The sequence below is a fragment of the Bradyrhizobium sp. LHD-71 genome, assembly GCF_031157255.1.
Taxonomy (GTDB): domain Bacteria; phylum Pseudomonadota; class Alphaproteobacteria; order Rhizobiales; family Xanthobacteraceae; genus P52-10.
Map to the genome: position 1 here is coordinate 1 of NZ_JAVIFX010000026.1, position 18,636 is coordinate 18,636.

At 61.5% G+C, this 18,636-nt stretch carries 20 protein-coding genes and 1 riboswitch; of the genes, 14 read left to right on the plus strand and 6 right to left on the minus strand.

The genetic code is table 11. The features are described 5' to 3' along the window. The 5 genes from RCO31_RS25170 to RCO31_RS25190 form a co-directional block, all read left to right on the plus strand. The coding region (locus RCO31_RS25170; protein WP_308971325.1) for an NAD(P)-dependent oxidoreductase at window positions 1-707 on the plus strand (707 nt) is incomplete at its 5' end. A gap of 98 nt (window positions 708-805) precedes the next feature. Further along, window positions 806-869, plus strand: a riboswitch (Fluoride riboswitch). A gap of 167 nt (window positions 870-1,036) precedes the next feature. After that, the gene (locus RCO31_RS25175; RefSeq protein ID WP_374991534.1) at window positions 1,037-2,173 is read left to right on the plus strand and encodes an MFS transporter; all 1,137 of its coding nucleotides are present in this window, start codon (window positions 1,037-1,039) and stop codon (window positions 2,171-2,173) included. After that, on the plus strand, window positions 2,173-2,577 hold the full coding sequence (crcB, locus tag RCO31_RS25180) for a fluoride efflux transporter CrcB (protein ID WP_308971327.1): 405 nt from the start codon (window positions 2,173-2,175) through the stop codon (window positions 2,575-2,577). Before RCO31_RS25175 ends, crcB (RCO31_RS25180) begins: the two co-directional genes overlap by 1 nt. Beyond that, the gene (gene crcB, locus RCO31_RS25185) at window positions 2,574-3,026 is read left to right on the plus strand and encodes a fluoride efflux transporter CrcB (RefSeq protein ID WP_308971328.1); all 453 of its coding nucleotides are present in this window, start codon (window positions 2,574-2,576) and stop codon (window positions 3,024-3,026) included. The genes crcB (RCO31_RS25180) and crcB (RCO31_RS25185) overlap by 4 nt, the downstream gene beginning before the upstream one ends. A gap of 2 nt (window positions 3,027-3,028) precedes the next feature. Continuing rightward, the gene (locus RCO31_RS25190) at window positions 3,029-3,373 is read left to right on the plus strand and encodes a DUF190 domain-containing protein (protein WP_308971329.1); all 345 of its coding nucleotides are present in this window, start codon (window positions 3,029-3,031) and stop codon (window positions 3,371-3,373) included. 192 nt (window positions 3,374-3,565) lie between these two features. Here the strand turns inward: RCO31_RS25190 and RCO31_RS25195 are convergent, their stop codons facing one another. Continuing rightward, on the minus strand, window positions 3,566-3,934 hold the full coding sequence (locus RCO31_RS25195) for a RidA family protein (protein WP_308971330.1): 369 nt from the start codon (window positions 3,932-3,934) through the stop codon (window positions 3,566-3,568). Window positions 3,935-3,942: 8 nt separating this feature from the next. Then, the gene (locus RCO31_RS25200; RefSeq protein WP_308971331.1) at window positions 3,943-4,275 is read right to left on the minus strand and encodes a putative quinol monooxygenase; all 333 of its coding nucleotides are present in this window, start codon (window positions 4,273-4,275) and stop codon (window positions 3,943-3,945) included. A 218-nt stretch (window positions 4,276-4,493) separates the two neighbouring features. Between RCO31_RS25200 and RCO31_RS25205 the strand changes: the two genes are divergently transcribed. The 4 genes from RCO31_RS25205 to RCO31_RS25220 all read left to right on the plus strand — a co-directional run bounded on the left by RCO31_RS25205 (window position 4,494) and on the right by RCO31_RS25220 (window position 7,751). Continuing rightward, window positions 4,494-5,405: an AraC family transcriptional regulator gene (locus RCO31_RS25205; RefSeq protein ID WP_308971332.1), complete on the plus strand. Its 912-nt coding sequence runs from the start codon at window positions 4,494-4,496 to the stop codon at window positions 5,403-5,405. Further along, on the plus strand, window positions 5,402-6,100 hold the full coding sequence (locus RCO31_RS25210) for a formylglycine-generating enzyme family protein (protein WP_308971333.1): 699 nt from the start codon (window positions 5,402-5,404) through the stop codon (window positions 6,098-6,100). Before RCO31_RS25205 ends, RCO31_RS25210 begins: the two co-directional genes overlap by 4 nt. A 143-nt stretch (window positions 6,101-6,243) precedes the next feature. Then, complete coding sequence (locus tag RCO31_RS25215; RefSeq protein ID WP_308971334.1) at window positions 6,244-7,290, plus strand: aldo/keto reductase; 1,047 nt, start codon at window positions 6,244-6,246, stop codon at window positions 7,288-7,290. Window positions 7,291-7,505: 215 nt separating this feature from the next. Continuing rightward, on the plus strand, window positions 7,506-7,751 hold the full coding sequence (locus RCO31_RS25220) for a hypothetical protein (protein WP_308971335.1): 246 nt from the start codon (window positions 7,506-7,508) through the stop codon (window positions 7,749-7,751). A 23-nt stretch (window positions 7,752-7,774) separates the two neighbouring features. Here the strand turns inward: RCO31_RS25220 and RCO31_RS25225 are convergent, their stop codons facing one another. From RCO31_RS25225 to RCO31_RS25235, 3 genes are all read right to left on the minus strand, one after another. Beyond that, complete coding sequence (locus RCO31_RS25225) at window positions 7,775-9,154, minus strand: S41 family peptidase (RefSeq protein WP_308971336.1); 1,380 nt, start codon at window positions 9,152-9,154, stop codon at window positions 7,775-7,777. 217 nt (window positions 9,155-9,371) lie between these two features. Continuing rightward, window positions 9,372-10,223 carry a fumarylacetoacetate hydrolase family protein gene (locus RCO31_RS25230; protein WP_308971337.1) on the minus strand — a complete coding sequence of 284 codons (852 nt, stop codon included), beginning with the start codon at window positions 10,221-10,223 and terminating at the stop codon, window positions 9,372-9,374. Between the two features lie 19 nt (window positions 10,224-10,242). Next, the gene (locus RCO31_RS25235) at window positions 10,243-11,778 is read right to left on the minus strand and encodes a bifunctional 3-(3-hydroxy-phenyl)propionate/3-hydroxycinnamic acid hydroxylase (protein ID WP_308971338.1); all 1,536 of its coding nucleotides are present in this window, start codon (window positions 11,776-11,778) and stop codon (window positions 10,243-10,245) included. 142 nt (window positions 11,779-11,920) lie between these two features. Between RCO31_RS25235 and RCO31_RS25240 the strand changes: the two genes are divergently transcribed. Continuing rightward, complete coding sequence (locus tag RCO31_RS25240) at window positions 11,921-12,898, plus strand: amidohydrolase family protein (protein WP_308971339.1); 978 nt, start codon at window positions 11,921-11,923, stop codon at window positions 12,896-12,898. On the opposite strand, the gene RCO31_RS25245 is transcribed toward RCO31_RS25240, so the two are convergent. Continuing rightward, entirely contained in the window at window positions 12,895-13,671 is a 777-nt protein-coding gene (locus tag RCO31_RS25245) for a DNA-binding transcriptional regulator (protein ID WP_308971340.1), read from the minus strand. The genes RCO31_RS25240 and RCO31_RS25245 overlap by 4 nt on opposite strands. 175 nt (window positions 13,672-13,846) lie before the next feature. On the opposite strand from RCO31_RS25245, the gene RCO31_RS25250 reads away from it, so the two are divergent. From RCO31_RS25250 to RCO31_RS25265, 4 genes are all read left to right on the plus strand, one after another. Further along, complete coding sequence (locus tag RCO31_RS25250) at window positions 13,847-14,821, plus strand: VOC family protein (protein WP_308971341.1); 975 nt, start codon at window positions 13,847-13,849, stop codon at window positions 14,819-14,821. A 36-nt stretch (window positions 14,822-14,857) separates the two neighbouring features. After that, window positions 14,858-15,829, plus strand: a complete 972-nt coding sequence (locus RCO31_RS25255) for a tripartite tricarboxylate transporter substrate-binding protein (RefSeq protein WP_308971342.1) — start codon at window positions 14,858-14,860, stop codon at window positions 15,827-15,829. Window positions 15,830-15,951: 122 nt separating this feature from the next. Further along, a complete protein-coding gene (locus tag RCO31_RS25260) occupies window positions 15,952-16,926 on the plus strand; it encodes a Bug family tripartite tricarboxylate transporter substrate binding protein (RefSeq protein WP_308971343.1) in 975 nt (324 codons plus the stop codon). A gap of 48 nt (window positions 16,927-16,974) precedes the next feature. Continuing rightward, window positions 16,975-18,627 (plus strand): alkaline phosphatase family protein, encoded by a 1,653-nt coding sequence (locus RCO31_RS25265; protein WP_308971344.1) that lies wholly within the window; start codon window positions 16,975-16,977, stop codon window positions 18,625-18,627. Window positions 18,628-18,636: the final 9 nt, after the last annotated feature.

The following is an 18,636-nucleotide window of genomic DNA, read 5'->3' on the forward strand; positions in this document are numbered from 1 at the left end:
TGGCTCCTCATCTGGCGACCAAGCTGAACATCGTCGGCATGGACAATTGCTTTGAGGCAGCAAGGCTGTTTGACGTCAAGCACACCATCTATGCGAGTTCGCTCGCCGTCAGCGGCCTGCAGTCTCACTTCGGAAAAAACAAGTCGAAGGAAACCGACGGTAAGTTCGGAAGCAATCAATATGCGATGCACAAGATATTCAACGAGTGGCAGGCTCATGATTACCATCAGAAGTATGGCATGGTGATTACCGGCGTTCGTCCCACCAACGTAACCGGTCCGGATAAAGTGCGGGGATCGATCGATCACGTAAATTGTATAACTCTGCCGGCTCGCGGTCGTCCGGTTAAGTTTCCTTTCCGGGATGCGATGCGTATTCCCATTCACGTGGATGACATTGCGGAAGTCTTCGCCAGGATTGCGGTAACGGATCGGCCGGTGCACGCTATTTACAATTCAGGAGGGACGCCGCTCAGCATGGGTGAGCTTGCAGACCTCGTTGCGGAATTTCTGCCCCAGGCTGACATAACATTTGAGAAGGACGCCGGTGGGCTCGCGCAGTCAGCCAACTTTCTGATCGACAATACCCGCCTGATCGAGGAATTCGGCGTTCAATACGCGCCCTTCAGAAGCCGCGTCTTGCAAATTATCAACGATGTCCGACAGAGCGAGGGTCTCCCGTCGGTGACGGATCCCACGCTCCGATAGTGCCGGAAGCAGTCGAAGAAAATAGTGCCGTAGCGGCTTGAGATGCCTGGGCTACAGGCCGACCTTTCTTTTCGTTACGTCTATGTGCTAGGCTCGAGCCATCAGATGGGGATGGAGTCCCCCGATACCCGCCCGTCGTGGGCTGATGACTCCTGCTGATGGTGGGGCTGCAAGGCCTCGTCGCGGCGGGAGCATGGTGTAGACCCGCCGATGGCGGGTTTTTTGTTGCCTTGATGTGGACGTGAGGCAGCTGCGTGGCAGAGACGACCAAACCCAGTTCCGTATTGGGTCAGATCCCGAAAGGGGTTTGGGTGCTGGGTTTTGTGTCCATGCTGATGGACATCTCGTCGGAGATGATCCACGCGCTTCTGCCAGTCTACCTGGTAACTGTGCTCGGCGCATCGATGGTGACCGTCGGGCTTATCGAGGGAATTGCCGAGGCCACCGCGTCGATCACCAAGATCTTCTCTGGTGCGCTCTCCGATTGGCTCGGCAAGCGGAAGCTTCTCGCGGTGATTGGTTATGGACTGGCGGCCTTTACCAAGCCGGTCTTTCCGCTTGCACCATCGATCGGCTGGCTGGTCGCTGCTCGCTTTGTCGACCGTGTCGGCAAGGGCATTCGTGGTGCCCCGCGCGATGCACTCGTCGCAGATCTTGCGCCGGCGCAACTGCGCGGGGCGAGCTTCGGCCTGCGCCAGTCGCTCGATACGGTTGGGGCGTTCCTCGGCCCGCTGCTTGCGATCTGCCTGATGTGGTTGACGGCGAGCTTCCACGCCGTGTTCTGGGTCGCGGTGATCCCGGCATTCCTCGCGCTGACGTTGTTGTTGTTTGCGGTTCACGAGCCGATGCGGCAGCCCGGCGCTCGGGACGGCAAGAATCCGTTGAGTCTCGCGGCTATCAAGCGGCTCGGAGCCGCCTACTGGCTGGTCGTTCTGGTCGGCGTCGTGCTTACGCTTGCCCGCTTCAGCGAGGCCTTCCTGATTTTCCGTGCTCAAGATGTCGGGCTGAGTCTGACTTTTGTGCCGGTCGTGCTCGTGCTGATGAACGTTGCCTATGGGCTGTCAGCTTTCCCGGCGGGGGTGCTCTTCGACCGCACGAACCGGAAGGGACTTCTCGCTGCCGGCCTCGTGCTGCTGGTGGCGGCCGATCTGGCGCTTGCGCTGATGCCGAACCTGGGCGGCGTGGCGCTCGGCGTGATCTTGTGGGGTCTGCATATGGGATTCACACAAGGGCTGCTCGCGACGCTCGTTGCCGATACGGCGCCTGCCGCCTTGCGCGGCACAGCATATGGCTACTTCAACCTATTGACTGGCGTCGCCATGCTTGTCGCCAGCGTCATGGCGGGTGCGCTATGGGACGCTTACGGTCCAGCCGCTACCTTCCTCGTTGGCGGCGCATTCGCGGTGCTGACGCTTGGCGTACTGGTCGCGATGCGCGGCGTGACGGGCAGGGTGGCCGCCGATTGATGGGAGCGTTGGGCAACGTGCTAATCAGCTTGATGTGCGTCGCGATCGGTAGCGCGCTTGGCGGGATCGCCCGCTATTTTGTCTCGGGCGTGGTGGCACGGCGATTGGGCGAGACATTCCCCTGGGGCACGATGACCGTGAATGTCAGCGGGGCCTTTCTGGTCGGTATTCTCGGCGCACTGGCGGCAGACGGCAGTTCACTGTTCGCGTCCAGCAATCCGTGGCTGTTTGCCGTGACAGGCTTTCTTGGCTGCTACACGACGGTGTCATCCTTCAGCCTGCAAACGTTGGCGCTTGCCCGCGACGGCGATATCAACCGCGCGGCAGGCAATGTCCTGCTGTCCGTGCTGCTTTGCCTTGGCGCCGTTGCCTGCGGCTTCGGCGTCACGAGGTTGCTCGCATGAATGATGCAGCCCCGCCCGAACAACGACGCCTGGCGTCGTCTGGCTTGAACAAGACGGCGCAGCTCTATGGCTGGGTAGCGCTAGGCAGTGTGCTCGGGGGCATCGCGCGTTATCTTGTGTCGATCGCGCTTCAGTTCGGACCGGCATTTCCGTGGGCGACATTGTTCGTCAACGTCAGCGGTTCCTTCATCATCGGCTTCTACGCAACCCTCAGCGGTCCCGACGGACGACTGTTCGCCCGTGCCGCGCAACGACAGTTCGTGATGACGGGGTTCTGCGGAGGATACACGACCTTCTCGACCTTCAGTCTTGAGACCTTCAGGCTGCTGGAGGCCGGCTTGGCAGGCGCCGCGCTGATGAATATCTCCGCATCAGTCGTTGCTTCACTCCTCGCGGTTTGGATCGGCCATATTCTGGCGGATCGCCTCAATCGTATCAGAGGGACATGACAATGCAGATACCAAGAGAAGCGCTTCAGCTCCGCATCTTCATTGGTGAAAGCGACAGCTTCGGCGCATCGCCGCTGTATGAGGCCATCGTGCTCAAGGCGCGGGAACTGCATCTTGCCGGCGCAACCGTGTTGCGAGGAGCAATGGGCTACGGCAAGTCGAGCCGGCTTCACACCACGAAGATACTTCGGCTCTCGGAGGATTTGCCGCTGGTCATCGAAATCATCGATAGCGAGGATAACATCAACCGCTTCCTGCCTGTTCTCGATGAGATGATGACGACCAGCGGCCTCGTGACGCTGGAGAAAGTTCAGGTTCTCCAATATGGAAACAAGGTGCCGGCATGAAGCGGCCTCGCCGTGATGAGGTCGCGGCTTCAGTGTCGTCCCCCGCGAAAGCGGGGACCCATACGCCGTGTCGTCAATGAGGCAGAAATGACTCATTGACTTGATTTCAACAGCAGCGCTCAACAATGAGCGCGGTGGTCATACGTCCCCGCGTTCGCGGGGACGACGTTGAGATGCAGCTTAATGCGCAAACTAAGAGACCTTCACCGCGGCCGTGACGACGACTTCGATCCGCACACCCTCGCCAAGATCGTTGATCCCGATGGTAGCGCGGGCCGGCAGCGCGTTCTTCGGCAACCAGTTGGTCCACACCGGGTTCATCTGGGCCTTTTCGGCGATGTCGGTCACGAAGATCGTGGCGGCCAGGATATGATGCTTGTCGGAGCCGTGCTTCTCGAGAAGTTCATCGATCTGGGCGAAGACGTCTGCTGCTTGCCCGGCCATATCGAGCGTGAGATCGTCGGCAACGACACCGGCGAGATACAGAGTATTCTGGTGTCGAACGACACCGGACAGAATGGACGACGGTTCGTGTCTGGTAATCACTTCAGAGCCTTTCATAGCAAGGTTCAGTCGTTAAGGATGTGGCACTTGGCCACGCGCTTGCCGGTCAGCAGCTTGTCAATCCGCTCGTGCTGCTCATCATGGCCCGGCTGCTGGCGATGCTTATCAATGGAAGCCTGATCGCGCCAGCGCTCCGTGAGGAAGACGACACGCCCATCACCGCCGATCGGTTGCGACACTTCCATCCGCAAACAGCCGTCGTCTTTCAATGTTGCCGCGCAATTCTCGATCAGCCGGTCCATGAACACGTTGCGGTTCTGCTCGGGCACATCGTATTCGACGATGATGGCGATATGTGGTTCCTGGCTCATTTTCTTCTCCCTTGTGCTGCATCGCATGACGCGACGTCCTGACCAGCGACATCCCGCCGCGTGTCAGCAGCTTCGACAGAATGCTCTGGATCCGGGCCCTCGATTGTCAATCGACGGCGAGGTCGGCAACGAATCCTCACAGATTATTGTTCGGCAGTCACGTTGAAAACGCGCTTCGCCGAAGCCTACGATTTTGGCCGGCATTCGTGCAGTGGTGCAGGAAAGCCCGATCAAGAGCGTCTTGCATGTCACGGTCTTCCGCCAACGAGGCCTGGAAAGTCAGTCCGCTACCCTCGGACCACAAAAGGTTCGAATGGGATGGCGCGTGCTTCGAGAGCGCTCGCCGCGGCTATACCCAGGCGGTCGAGGGTGCGATTTCGCCGAAGCGCCATCTTCTGATGGTGACGTTACATGGAGGAGCGCGCCAACACGAATACGTCGCGGATTGCGGCTTTCGCTATCATGGGGCAGACCGGCCCGGCTCGGTCTCATTCCTGCCGGCCGGTTGCGCGAGGCAGTTGCGGTTGCGGGACGTCGCATGGGACTGGGCGTCATTGGCGCTCGACCCTGAAGCAGTGCCGATACTGACCGAACACGGCTCGCTTCGTGCCTTTAGTTGTGCTGAAGATAGCTTCGTGTTCGGTGCACTTGGCGAATTCTATCGCCTGGTCCGCGCAGATGGCGCGGTTGATCCGCTCTACTGCGAGGCGATGACCGAGGCCCTGGTGCAGTACGTCGCCCATCGTTACTTCAGCGTGCCTCCCGTTGCAGAGCACGTCGGCTTGACGCGGCGACAGGTGTCCCGCGTCGTGGAATACGTCGACGCCAACCTTGCCGTGCGCTTGCGTATTGCGGAGCTCGCGACACTCGTCGGACTATCGGAGGGGCATTTCCAGCGCGCCTTCAAGATGGCGACAGGGCAGTCGCCGCTTGCCTTCGTGAACTTCTGCCGGGTGCAACGGGCGTTGGAACTGCTCTCGCGGACCGATGCGCCTATCCTCGAGGTTGCTGCGCACGTCGGATTTGTCAGCCCAAGTCATTTTGCCCGGGTCTTCCGAAGTCTGGTCGGCACGACGCCTCTCAGATATCGCCTTGAAGCACCTGACAAGGCGCGTCCCGTTGCGGAGATCTCTTCTCCTGGCATGAGGAAGGAATGAAGCGCTCGGTTGTTGGCGTAGTTGCGCTACTCGCAGCTCTCGATGCGTGTCCGGCGCTTGCTGCTCAGTCCGATCGTGTGCGGATCGATGCGTTTCTCATCGACCGAACCGAGGTCACCATCGCCCGCTATCTTGATTTTGTTCATAACAGAGGCGTGACGACTGCCGCCGAGCGCGATGGCGGCGGGCATGAGTTCGTTCAGGGCTGGCAGAGGAGGCCGGGATGGTCATTTCGTGCGCCATTTGGCGTCACCGGTCGGGATGATGAACCGGCCACCCATCTCACTTGGGCCGAGGCCGACGCATATTGCAGGTTCGTCGGCGGCAGGTTGCCGACCTTCGAAGAGTGGAAGCTCGCGGCCTATACAGAATTTCGCGAGGCAGGCGATGGTGACGGGCGGAGGCGACAGACGTTTCCCTATCCGGTCGGCGCTGAATCCAATGGCATGAACACGGCCGACGCGGACGGTTGGCCTCGGCTTGCCCCGGTTGGAACCACGAAAGCTGGGATCAACGGGCTCTATGATATGGGCGGCAATGTCTGGGAGTGGGTCGCCGACCGCCGTAACGGCGAGGCGCTGACCGCAGGCGGCTCCTTCTGGTATGGGGCTGCGCAAACCAGGTCAGAAGCGGCGCAATGGAAAAGCGCCGATTTTTACGCCGTGTATATCGGGTTTCGCTGCGCTTACGACTGAGGCTGCGTGGCCGCTGGTCGCCTTACGTCCTTCACCTCGGGCGAAAATATCGGAAATGGAGCATTTCATCAGGAATGCGCGCGCGGATCGACAGCTTGGTGCCTTAAGTCAGGTCGGCTTTGGCTTCAAACTGGAGATCGCATATGTCCCATCATCACGGTTTGCGCAGCACGTACAGCCGCCGGTCGGTCATGCGCGCGCTCGGCGCTGGCGGCCTGGCGTTCGCGTGCAGTTCGTCTTTGCCGCACTTGGCGTTCGGCCAGGCGGGAACGCCGATCACACGCGCCGTGCCCAGGACCGGAGAACGAGTGCCTGTCATCGGCCTGGGAACGTTCGAGACCTTTGACGTCAATCCGGGCGAACCTCGTGAGCACATCAGGGAAGTCATCCGGCGATTCCACGCGGCCGGAGGTCGCGTCGTCGACACATCGCCGCTCTACGGCATGTCCGAAGTCAGCGTCGGCGATTTTGCAAACGAACTCGGAATATCAGGTGACCTGTTCATCACCAACAAGACGTGGACGACGGGCGAGTGGCTGTCTGACGACAGCCACTCCGAAGCGCAGTTTCGCAAGTCCAGCGAACGGCTGTGGCGCAAGGCGATGGACGTGCAACAGGTACATAGCCTGGAGAATCACGATCAGGTTCTTCATCTGCTGCGGAGATGGAAGCAGCAAGGCCGCGTCCGCTACGTCGGCGTGACCCAGTGGAGCAATGAATATCATCCGATCGTCGAGCGCCTTGTCCGCAGCGGCGGTCTCGATTTCATCCAGATCAATTATTCGATACTCAACCGGGCGGCCGAGCAGCGAATCCTGCCCGCTTGCGCCGATCACGGCGTCGCGGTGCAGGTCAACATGCCGTTTGAGAAGGCGCGATTGTTCACACCGGTCGCGAAACAAGCCGTTCCCGAATTGGCTCGTGATATCGGGGCACGCAGCTGGGCGCAGTATTTCCTAAAATTCGTTGTTTCGCATCCGTCCGTCACCTGCGTCATTCCGGCGACCAGCAATCCCGAGCATCTCACCGACAACATGGGCGCGCTTTACGGTGAAATGCCCGACCAGGCGATGCGTGGACGGATGGCAAAGCACATGGAAAACATCCCGGGTTTTGACATGGCGCTTCGTCAGGCGCCGTATCCCGGCAAGCAATATGGCGGTGTTGTGACATGGCCGTTCCGCTCATGACCATCGCGGCGAGTCCAGCCTCACCGAAAGGCGATCGCGCGCGACGCACATTTGTTTGAGTGGAAGTTGATCTCGGTCGGGTCGCCGCTCGTGCTATTCAGAGGCTGGCCGTGTCCGAAGCGGATCACATTCAAGCCGTCAGACACGCCAGCTCCATTGCAGTCGAACGTCGTCTCGAAGCGTTTCGTGATTTCGGAAACGGGAGAGGATCAAACATGAAGCGCACCTATTACCGCCGCAAGCTTTCGTTCGCGTTGCCGGCACTGCTTTTCCTCACTTTCTCGGTTCTCGAGACGGTCGAGATTTCGTCGGTCGGCAATGCGCTGAATCTGGCGCTCGGCCCCGACGAGCGGGTAGCCGAACAGGTCACACTGGTGAGCGACACCGAAGGAAACGCACCGTGCGCAAAGACGGGCTGCGTCAGTAAGCCCGCCGCGTGTCGCACCTTCAGGGACATTTAGAGGGGGCAGGGGGCTAGCGTCGCCTATTGGGCTTCGAAGCCGGTGGCCAGCTGCGCGACTGCCGCTTCGAGAACAGGATCAGCGCCGGCCGCGTAAGGCACAGGCCGTTCGACCCTGATGTCCGGGGCGACACCGGCACCTTCCAGGCGTTGTCCATCGAACGTGAGTGAACTGGTGGCGACGTACAGCATTAATCCGCCCGGCATGGCATACGGACTGCCACTCGATACGGCACCTGCCGTCTGCGTGCCGATCGTGCGGCCAAAGCCGCTGCGCTGATAGCCGTACGCGACGATCTCGCCCGCGCTACGGGTCTGATGGTCGATCAGTATGGCCGAGCGTCCGCGGAACGACCGCACTCCGGTCGCGCGCGCTCCGTGGTCGCCGCCTGCAGCACTGTCCTTGCCCGATCGATCGATGAAGCGCAGCGATCCCCAGTAAGGTCTTTGCGCGGTGCCAATCATATCGAGCAGTTGCGCCGCCGCGTCGATACTGCCGCCGACGCGGCCCCGCATATCGACGATCAGCGCGTCCAGCGGTGGGCCGTGATCGCGCGGCGGATCGACCGTGGACGGATCGAGGTCCGCCAGCGCTGCCCTGAAGGTTCTGGTCTCGTTGACCGCCCACACGTGAATGTAACCGATCCGGCGGCCATCCTTCTCGATGATGCGCGCGCTGGCCTTCGTCGCTGCGGAGAAGGCGACGGAGGGGACGATGGGAACGACCGGCACGCCGATACGTACCGGCGCTGCGCCGCGGGTGCGGCGGATTTCGATTTCGACGCTGCTGCCAATCTTGCCGCGGAATGCGGCGATCGGGCTGTAGGTCTGACCGTCGACGGCGAGAATCTCGTCGCCGAATTTCAGTCCTGCTTTGTCCGCGGGCGATCCTTCCAGAACGCCGTCGACGAAGTGACGGCCGTCGATCGCGGTCGTGAACGCGCCGATACCGGGGAAGTAAGGCCCGGTGCCCCAGAATCTGTCTTCGATCAAGCCGGCCGTGCCGCCGGCCCCGCGCAGCGCATCAAGCGTAAGATAGTAGCGAAATTCGTCCGGCGTATAGAGGCCGGTGTGCGATGTGTGGAGTTCAGCGAGCAATGCATTGATCAGAGAGACTGCTTCGTTTTCGCTGCTTGCTGAAACAATGGCTGGGCGCGCGGCGCGCGCGCGTGCCTGCCAATCGAGCGATTTCAACAGCTCGCTGTCCACAAACCGTCGATCGATGGTTCCGACCACGGCGTCGAACAGCGCCGGCAGATCAACGGAAGACGCCTGGGCTTCTGTTCGCTGCGAGGCCGCAGGCTGCTCGGCGCGGGCAATCGATCCGAGCTCCGGCACGGGGCAGACCGCTGCCAGCATGCCGGCAAGCAACCAGACCGAAAGGTGAGCTTTGATCCGCTGCATATCGCGCATCCAAGCGATCTGCGATGCGCCGGGCAGGGAGCATCGCCAACCTTCATCTGAGGCTCATTTCACGGTAAATATATGTCACGCGCTTCGCGTGTACACTATGCGGTCGGCCGGGAGTTGGCGCCGGCCGACCATATTGCCAGGGTGACGAACGATCATCTGGTCAAGACGATATGTTGCGCGGCCAAAACGTCTTGGCCGGTCTGGCGCGCTATTCGCCAACGACGGGATTGCGCAGGACCCCGATGCCCGAAATCTCGACCTCCACAGTGTCGCCTGGTTTCATGAACAGTGGCGGCGTGCGCTTGAGGCCGACGCCGCCCGGCGTGCCGGTCACGATCACATCACCGGCCAGCAGCGGAATGATCGTCGAACAATAGGCGATGAGTGCCGGGACGCTCGTAATCAGCTTGTCGGTGGTCGTGTGCTGCACGCGTTGGCCGTTCAGCCGCGTCTCAAGTGTGAGCGTTGCCGGATCGGAAATCTCGTCAGCCGTCACAAGCCAGGGGCCAAACGCGCCAGTGGCTGCGAATGTCTTGCCTGCAAGAAACTGCGAGGTGTGGCGCTGCCAGTCGCGGATGCTGCCTTCATTGTAGCAGGCATAGCCAGCGACGTGTCGCAGCGCATCGTCCTCCTTGATGTGACGGCCGCCGCGCCCGATAACGACGGCGAGCTCGCCTTCGTAGTCGAACTCCTCGGAAACGGCCGGCTTGATCATCGGTCGCAAATGGCCAACCTGGCTGCCAGCGAAACGGGCGAACAGGGCCGGCTTCGCTGTGACGGCGCGCCCGATCTCCGCGACATGATCATGATAATTCATCCCGACACAGATGATCTTGTCCGGGTCGGGGATCACCGGCAACAGCGTCACGTCTGACAGGGGGATGTCCGGACTGGCCGATCCTGCGATCTCCCGTGCGGTGTCAAGGCCGCTGTTCGTCAGCAGCTGCCGCAAGGTCTTGTGCCCGCTGGTCGCCAGGCGGGCGCCGAGGTCAATGAGGTGCCCGTCTTTCACGACGCCGTAGGACGGCTTGCCGGCATATTCGTAAGAAGCGAGTTTCATTGCATTCCTTGCGTCGTGATCAGAGCTGGGCAGCCAGTGCGTGCCGGGATTGGATGGGTGCCGGCAACAATCGCAGCAGCGCGGTGAAATCGTCTTCCGTCATCGCGGTCCCCACCACATAGCGGTCGGGTCGGACGAGCGCGGCGTTGACGCTGTTTTGGTCAAGCCAGAGCTGAAGCGCGCTTGCGGCGTCATCGATAATGCGAATGCCGATCTCGCGAGCGGCCGCCTTTGCCCGCTGGGAAAGCGAGTGTGCGAACGCTGGCGCCGCAAGCAGGGCAAAGTCGTAACCGACGACATGGTCGAGTTGCGTTCCGCCGATCAGCGCGGGTTGTGGAGCCAGTTGACCGCCGAGGCTGTCATCGCTGATCCACAACCCGGGTCCGAGGCGCGGTTTCGCCGACGTGAATTTCACGGTCTCATCACCCTTGCGCCCGAGCGCGGTCAGCGCCACGCTCGCGTTCTTCGTATTGATGATGCCGCCGAGCCGTATCGCCCGCTCGATGTATTCCCGGACGTGAGGGGAGCGTTCGCTCTCATAGCTGTCCAGGAGGCTGTCCGGACTGCGTCGCGCGACGACATCGGCGAGTTTCCAGGCAAGGTTCGACGCATCGCGAATGCCGGCGCACATGCCCTGTCCCAGAAACGGAGGCGTCTGGTGCGCGGAGTCGCCGGCGAGCAAAAGCCGGCCGACGCGCCAGTGTTCGGCCACAACGGAGTGGAAGGTATAGACGGCAGCGCGCTCGATCGCGCCGTCTTCAGGCCCGACCCAGCGGCGCAGGAGCGGCCAGATGCGGTCCGGGGTCGTCATCACATGGACATCCTCGTCGGAAAGCAGGGTGATCTCCCAGCGTCGACGGTTGTTTGTGCCACGGACGTAGGTCGCCGGCCGGGTCGGATCGCAGTACTGCACGCTGTAATCGCCAAGGTCCGGACGCGGGCGGCTCAGTAGGAAATCGATCACCAGCCAGCGCTCATGGAAGCCGAGATCGTCCATCGACACGCCCATGAACCTGCGAACCAGCGAACGCGCGCCATCACAGCCGACGACGTACTTCGCCCGGCATTTTGCGAGCCGTCCGGTAGACAGATCCTCGAACCGAACGACGACGTCACAAGCTTCCTCCTCCAGGGCAAAGACGTCGCAGCGCGTCATGACGGAAACGCTCGGCCAGCGTTTGAGGCCGCTGCGCAAAGCCGATTCAAGATCGGGCTGATGAAACCGATAGCTGGGATGCCATCCTTGCGATGCGATTTCAGACGAACGCGACCAATCGAGGATGAGCTTGCCGTCAGCGTCGACGAAGTGCATGCCGATTGAGGGTATGGCATTCCGGTTGATCGCGTCACTCAGCCCGATCGTTTGGAAAATTCGCATTACCTCATCATCGAAGTGCACGGCACGCGGCAGATGATAGGCTGCGGACTCCCGCTCCAGCACAAGTGTCCTGACGCCACGCAGTCCGAGAAGATTGGCGAGCGTAGCCCCAACCGGGCCGTATCCGATGATGACAACCTCGACCTCTAGGTCGCGGTGTTGCGAGCTCTGCGTCATGACCGCATCAATCGGCGACCAGTTGGCGGGACGCAAGGCGGGTTCGGCTTCTGTCCGCGAGGCGGACAGTCGTTCGCTCGGCCGGTCGGTCTCGCAGGAAGTATGATATGCGGTCTGTTACCCTCGAAGTGGAGCAAAGCCTATGTCGCAGGATGTGATCGACGTTCATGCGCACATTCTGCCGGATGCGTATCTCGAGGCCATGCGCGACGCCGGGCTCGCGAATGCACGCGGGCAGGTGGTGGGCGATGGTTTTCCGTTTCCTGTCTGGAGCCTCGAAGACACCTTGTGCGTGATGGAGCGTCACCGGGTTCGGGCCAGTGTGCTTTCCATCACCGCGCCGGGCGTGCAATTTCTGAAAGGGGCGGCCGCGAGGAGGCTCGCGCGTCTGCTGAACGAGGCTATGGCGGATATTGTCCGCGCTCACTCCACGCGATTTGCCGCTCTCGCCGTTCTGCCGTTGTCAGACGTTGAGGCGTCGCTGCAAGAGGTCGGCTACGCCCTCGATGAACTGCATCTTGATGGAGTAGGTCTCTACAGCAATGTCGACGGAGTCTATCTCGGGGACCCGCGTTTTGAACGGCTTCTTGCAGAGTTGAATCGTCGGGAGGCCGTCCTCTTTATCCATCCCGCGCAGCCGCCGGCATTCGCGCATTTCGGTCTCGGACTCCCGTCGCCGATCCTGGAGTATCCGTTCGACAGCACGCGAATGCTGGCGAGTCTGCTCTATTCAGGTGCGCTCGCGCGATATCAGCGCATCAAGCTGATCGTGCCGCATGGCGGTGGTGCCGTTCCTTATCTGGCGTCGCGGATAGCCCGCGCGGCCTCGGCTGGCTTCCAGAAGGGCGTGAGAACCGCGCCGGACGAAGCCATGCGGCTGCTTCGCACGGTCCATTATGACCTGACCGCCATGGGCGAGCCGGGCAACCTCGCGCTCTTGAAGGAATTCGTCCCGGTCGACCGGCTGCTGGTCGGCTATGATTATCCGTTTCGACCGGAGGCGACAATCGCGCCGCAGGCGTCGACTCTGGATGCATTTGAGGGCTTCACAGACGCTGGAAAGACGCTGATCAAGGCCGGCAATGCCATGCGTTTGTTTCCTCGGCTCGCGACCAGCTAGGTCGGTGCGCCGAGCCGAGTGGCTGCCTCCATCATCGGCGGAGCAAATTGCGAGATGGCGTCCCGCGGATCGAGCGCGATGCGGATCCAGATGATGGACATGCAGCCAAGAACGAAGCCTTCCTTGACGATCGGAACGGCGATGCTCGATGTTCGCGAGTTGTATTCTCCGTCTGTCCGCACCCCGAAGCCGCGGGCGCGAGTTTCAAGAAGCATGCGGTCAAGATGATCCTTTGCTAGAAAGGGTTGATCGTCAGGATCCTCCGCACGGGAAATGTGCTTCAGGATGATCTCGCGCTCGGCGGCCGGACAAAAGGCGAGGTAAGCGCGGCCGCTCGAAGTCCGCAGCATAGGTAGTCGCCGCCCGATCATGCCGCGATCGATCGAAAGCGGACTCCGCGCGTGCGTCGTCTCCTGAACGACCATCGCTGCATTCTCGTAGGTCGACAGATCGACCGGCCAGACGAGCCGCTTCGAGAGTTCGCCAATGACCGGGGCAGCGGCCTCGCTGATCAACATGCTCGGGTCGTAGCCATCGCCGAGGCTGGCGGCCTTTCTTGTGACACGAAAGCGGTCGTCCGAGGCGCTGCGGGCGACGTAGCCGAGCTCCTCCAACGTTTCGAGCAACCGGTAGACTGTAGGTCGTGCCAAATCGAGCCGCTGCGCAAGTTCGCTCACGCGGATTCCGCCCGAACGGTTGACCTCCAGCAGGACATCGAGGCCGCGCTGAATGGACCGGACGCCGTCGGTGCGCTTGTCGGCTGTGGTTGACATAAGCTGTTTGCGGAAGCCCTGGACAATCGGTTGAAGCTGTCCACCTAATGGACAGAACTTGAGGATCGGTTGAGCCGATGCCTCCGCCTGATGTAATGGCGTTGGCGAGAGCTTGTAAACCGAGCGTCGCTGTTGTTGCGGTGCACGAAGGCCGCGAGGGCCCATGTCAGCAAACATGTCAGCAAATACTGAACTGAAGTCGCTTGGATATATCGGCGTCCGGTCCGACAAGCTGGCCGACTGGAGCGAAGTTGCGGTCAGGCTGCTCGGCATGCAGCCGGTCGATCAGGCGAAAAGCCTGCGCACATTCCGGATGGATGACCGCAAGCAGAGGTACATCGTATCCAACGATGGCGCGGACGGCCTGGGCTTTATGGGGTGGGAAGTCGAGGCTCAGAGTGATCTCGGCTCGCTCGCGTCACGGCTTGAAGCTGCCGGTACTGCCGTCGCGCATGGGTCGCGTGCCCTGGCCGAACAGCGCCGCGTCGCAGATCTGATCACGTTCGCGGACCCGGGCGGAAACCGGCTCGAAGTCTTTTGGAAGCCGGAAGTTGCCGACACACCGTTCGTGCCGGGCCGGCCCATATCGGGCTTTCGTACCGGACCGCTCGGCATGGGCCATGTGGTGCTGAACGTGAGCGGTATCGATCGTCTGTTACCCTTCTATCGCGACCTGTTGGGCTTCGGGATCAGCGACTACAGCCTGAAGCCCTACAAGCTCTACTTTTTCCACGTGAACGGACGGCACCACAGCTTTGCGATGGTGGAGTCGGGCAAGCAGACCCTGCACCATTTCATGGTGGAGCTCGGAAGTCTGGATGACGTCGGGCAGGGTTACGACCTCGCGCAGACGCAGGCGGACCGCATTGCGTACTCGCTCGGTCGGCACACAAACGATCACATGACGTCGTTCTACATGCGGACGCCGTCTGATTTCTTCATCGAGTATGGATGGGGCGGTCGCGTCATCGACCCCGCGACCTGGCAGCCGCACGAGACCTTCGATGGGCCAAGCTTCTGGGGCCACGAGCGCTTGAATCTTCCGCCCGAGCAGCGGGATAGCTTCCGGCAAATGCGGCTCGATGCGGCCGCACGCGGCGTGCGCGCCCCGGTCAACTGCGCCTGGCTGGAGCAGGTCAGGCACGACTGAATTCATCAATCAGAGCATTATCTGGGAGAAGACAGGATGTGCCGCCTGATGCGCGCGTGCGCGCTTTTGCTTGCGGTCCTCGCCGCGTCTGATGCTGGCGCGCAGGAGTGGCCGGCGCGCTTCATCAAGATGATCGTGCCCGGCTCGCCGGGCAGCGCGCCTGACGTGATGGCGCGCTTCATCGCGGATCGGCTGACGCAGGTCTGGGGCCAGCAGGTGATCGTCGAGAACCAGCCGGGGGCCGGTGGAAACATCGGCGTTGCCGCCGCTGCGCGCGCAGCGCCGGATGGCTACACCTTGTTGTTCAGCCAGGCGACACCGCTGACGCTCAACCAGCATCTGTTCAAGCAGATCCCATACGATGTCGAGAAGGATTTCGATCCGGTCACATTCGTTGGCGACGGCCCGATGCTGATCGCGGCATCGCCGAAGCTTGGCGTCAGGAGCATCAAGGAGCTGATCGCGAAGGCGAAGACGAGCCATGGCAGACTCTCTTATGCGACGCCGGGCGTGAAAGATGTGCCGCATCTGACCGGCGAGTTGCTCAAATCGATGACCGGTATCGAGATGCAGCACGTCTCGTATCGCGCCAATACCCAGGCCGTCACCGATACGATGACGGGCGTGGTCGACCTCGTGGTCGACGGTGTGCCGGCGCTGCTTCCGCAGGTGAACGCGGGCAATCTCGTCGCTTTGGGCGTGACCTCCGAGCGCAAGTTGCCTGGGCTCGAAGCACTGCCCCTCGTGAACGAGACGCTTCCGGGGTTTGCGATCTCGGGCTGGTTCGCCGTGCTCGCGCCAAAGGGCGTTTCGTCCACCATCCTGCAGCGGGTCAACAAGGACGTGCAGGCGGCGCTGGAGATCGAGGATCTCGTCACGCGGATGAAGGATCTCGGTGTGTATGTCGACCGTTCGAACACCACGCCGCAGCATCTGGTGGGTTACATGCGTGCGCAATCGGAGATGTTCGGCAACATCGTGCAATCGGCGAAGCTCGAACGGGATTGATCGCCGCAGATCAGGACTGTTGCGACGTTGTCCGTCTGATGGACGGAGCCCAGAAAGACGCTGCTCCGGTCGATGCGAAATCCTAGTCTTGTTGGCATCGTTCCCGTGCACAAGGTCACAGTATGACAGCGTTTTTCACGAGCTCTGCGAAGCTCGCACTTGCCGCATGGCTGACATTGACCACGGCGCCGGCGATCTCGCAGACATCCTCGTCGACCATCCGCATTGTCTTTCCGTCCGGCGCGGGCGGCAGCGGCGACACGTTAGCGCGTCTGCTGGCAGATCGCATGCGCAGTGAACTTGGGCAAACGGTGGTCGTCGAGAACCGTCCCGGCGGTGCCGGCAGGATGGGGCTCTTGACCGTGAAGTACGCCCCTGCGGACGGGACGACCTTGTTGTTGACGCAGATGGCGCCGATGACGTTGCTTCCGCATGTCCACAAGTCGCTGGACTATGATCCCGTGAAGGATTTTGCGCCGATAGCACAGGCGGCCAGCTTCAGTTTCGGCCTCGCCGTCAACGTGGATGTTCCTGTCAGCACGCCGAAGGAGCTGCTGAGCTGGTTGAAGCAGAATCCGGACAAGGCGATGTTTGGCGGCCCGGGCAGCGGAGGGCTACCGCATTTCTTCGGCCTGCTCGTCGGTCAGGCTGCAGGCGTCGAGATGACCCATGTGGCCTACAAGGGAACGACGAATGTCATCACGGATGTGCTGGGTGGACAGCTGCCAATGATGGTTGCGCTGGCCAGCGATTTGGCTCCGCTGCACAAGGACGGAAAGGTTCGCGTGATCGCCACGACCGACCAGCAAAGATTCTCCGGTCTTCCAGATGTGCCGACCTTCAAGGAAAGCGGCATCGACATTGTCGGTACGGGCTGGTTTGGCCTCTACGCGCCGGCGAATACGTCGCGCGTCGTCATCGATCGGCTCAACAACGTCGTCGTTGAAACGCTGAGATCGCCCGCGATCCGGGAGCAGATTGCCGTGCGTGGCCTGAAGCCGACCGGCACGTCACCCGAAGAGCTTGCCGCGATTCAACGCGCTGATTTCGGCAAGTGGGGGCCGATCATCAAGGCGTCCGGCTTCACGCTCGACTGACGCTTGCCGAGCTGCAATTCCGATGCACCTGTGAAGGGGTCCAATCTCGTGCCTTCAACCGTCAAGAATGTCCTGTTCATCATGTGTGATCAGCTGCGCTGGGACTACCTGTCGTGTGCCGGACATCCGACGCTCCACACGCCGCACATCGACGCATTGGCGGCACGCGGCGTGCGTTTCACGCGCGCTTATGTTCAGTCGCCGATCTGTGGTCCGTCTCGCATGAGCTTCTATACCGGCCGCTACATGCACTCGCACGGTTCGACCTGGAACGGGATTCCGCTGCAGGTCGGCGAACTGACCATGGGCGACTATCTGCGGCCGCTGGGCGTGCAGACGGTGCTGGTTGGAAAGACCCATATGGTTGCCGATCGCGAAGGCATGGAGCGGCTTGGCGTTGCGCCTGATTCAATCATCGGCGTGCGCGTGTCCGAATGCGGGTTCGATCCTTATGAGCGCGACGATGGCCTGCGCGGCAGGAACGGCATGGGAGGCGGGCAGACGAAACGGGCGCGCTACGACCGCTTTCTGAACGAGCAGGGCTATGGTGGCGACAATCCGTGGCACGACTGGGCAAATTCCGCCGCGGACGAGGGTGGAGGGATCGCATCCGGATGGGCCATGCGGCATGCCCGCAAACCGGCGCGCGTCAGTGAAGAACACTCCGAGACGCCGTACATGACCCGGCGCGCGATTGACTTCATCCGTGAAAGCGGAGAGAGGCCCTGGTGCCTGCACCTTTCCTATATCAAGCCGCACTGGCCGTACGTCGCGCCGGCGCCATACAACGACATGTACAGCGCCGACGATCTCGTTCCGGTCGTGCGTTCGGAAAAAGAACGGCAGGAGGCGCATCCGGTCTATCGCGAGTTCATATCGCGCCGCGTGAGCCGCACCTTCGCCAGGGACGAAGTGCGCAACGAAGTTGTCCCGGTCTACATGGGCCTGATCAAGCAGATTGACGACCAGATGGGTGTTCTGTTTCGCTTCCTTGAGGAGAACGGATATTTCGAGAATACGATGATCGTGTTCACGTCGGATCACGGCGACTATCTCGGCGATCACTGGCTCGGCGAGAAGGAGCTGTTCCACGATCCTTCAGTGAAGATTCCGCTCATCGTCTACGATCCTTCGCGCGCAGCCGACCAGACACGCGGGGCGACCTGCGATGAGCTGGTGGAAAGCATCGACCTGTTGCCGACGTTCCTGGAGGTATTCGGCGGCGTTCCGGTTGAGCAGACTCATCGCCTCGAGGGGAGGTCGCTGCTGCCGCTCGTGCGTGGCGCGCGCCCCGCGGACTGGCGCAATCATGTGATCAGCGAATACGATTACTCCGTGCAGTCTGCCTGCGCAGCGCTCGGTGTTGCGCCGCAGGACGCGCGCATGTTCATGGTCGCCGACCGTAGCTGGAAATACATCCACGCCATCGGTTTTCGTCCGATGCTGTTCGACCTGTCGGCCGATCCGGACGAACTCCATGACCTCGGCGCGGACCCGAGTCATGAGGCGGTTCGCCAGCGTCTTGCCGCTGTGCTGTCAGCCTGGGCGCTACGGTTGTCGCAGCGGCAAACCCGTTCCGATCAGCAGATCGTCAACATGCGGGGCGGCGCCGAGAAGCGAGGAATTCTCATCGGCGTTTGGGACGAAGCGGATGTCGGACGCGAGCTGTGGTCGGGCTATCTGTCCGACCGGGCTGAGTGACCGAAACGA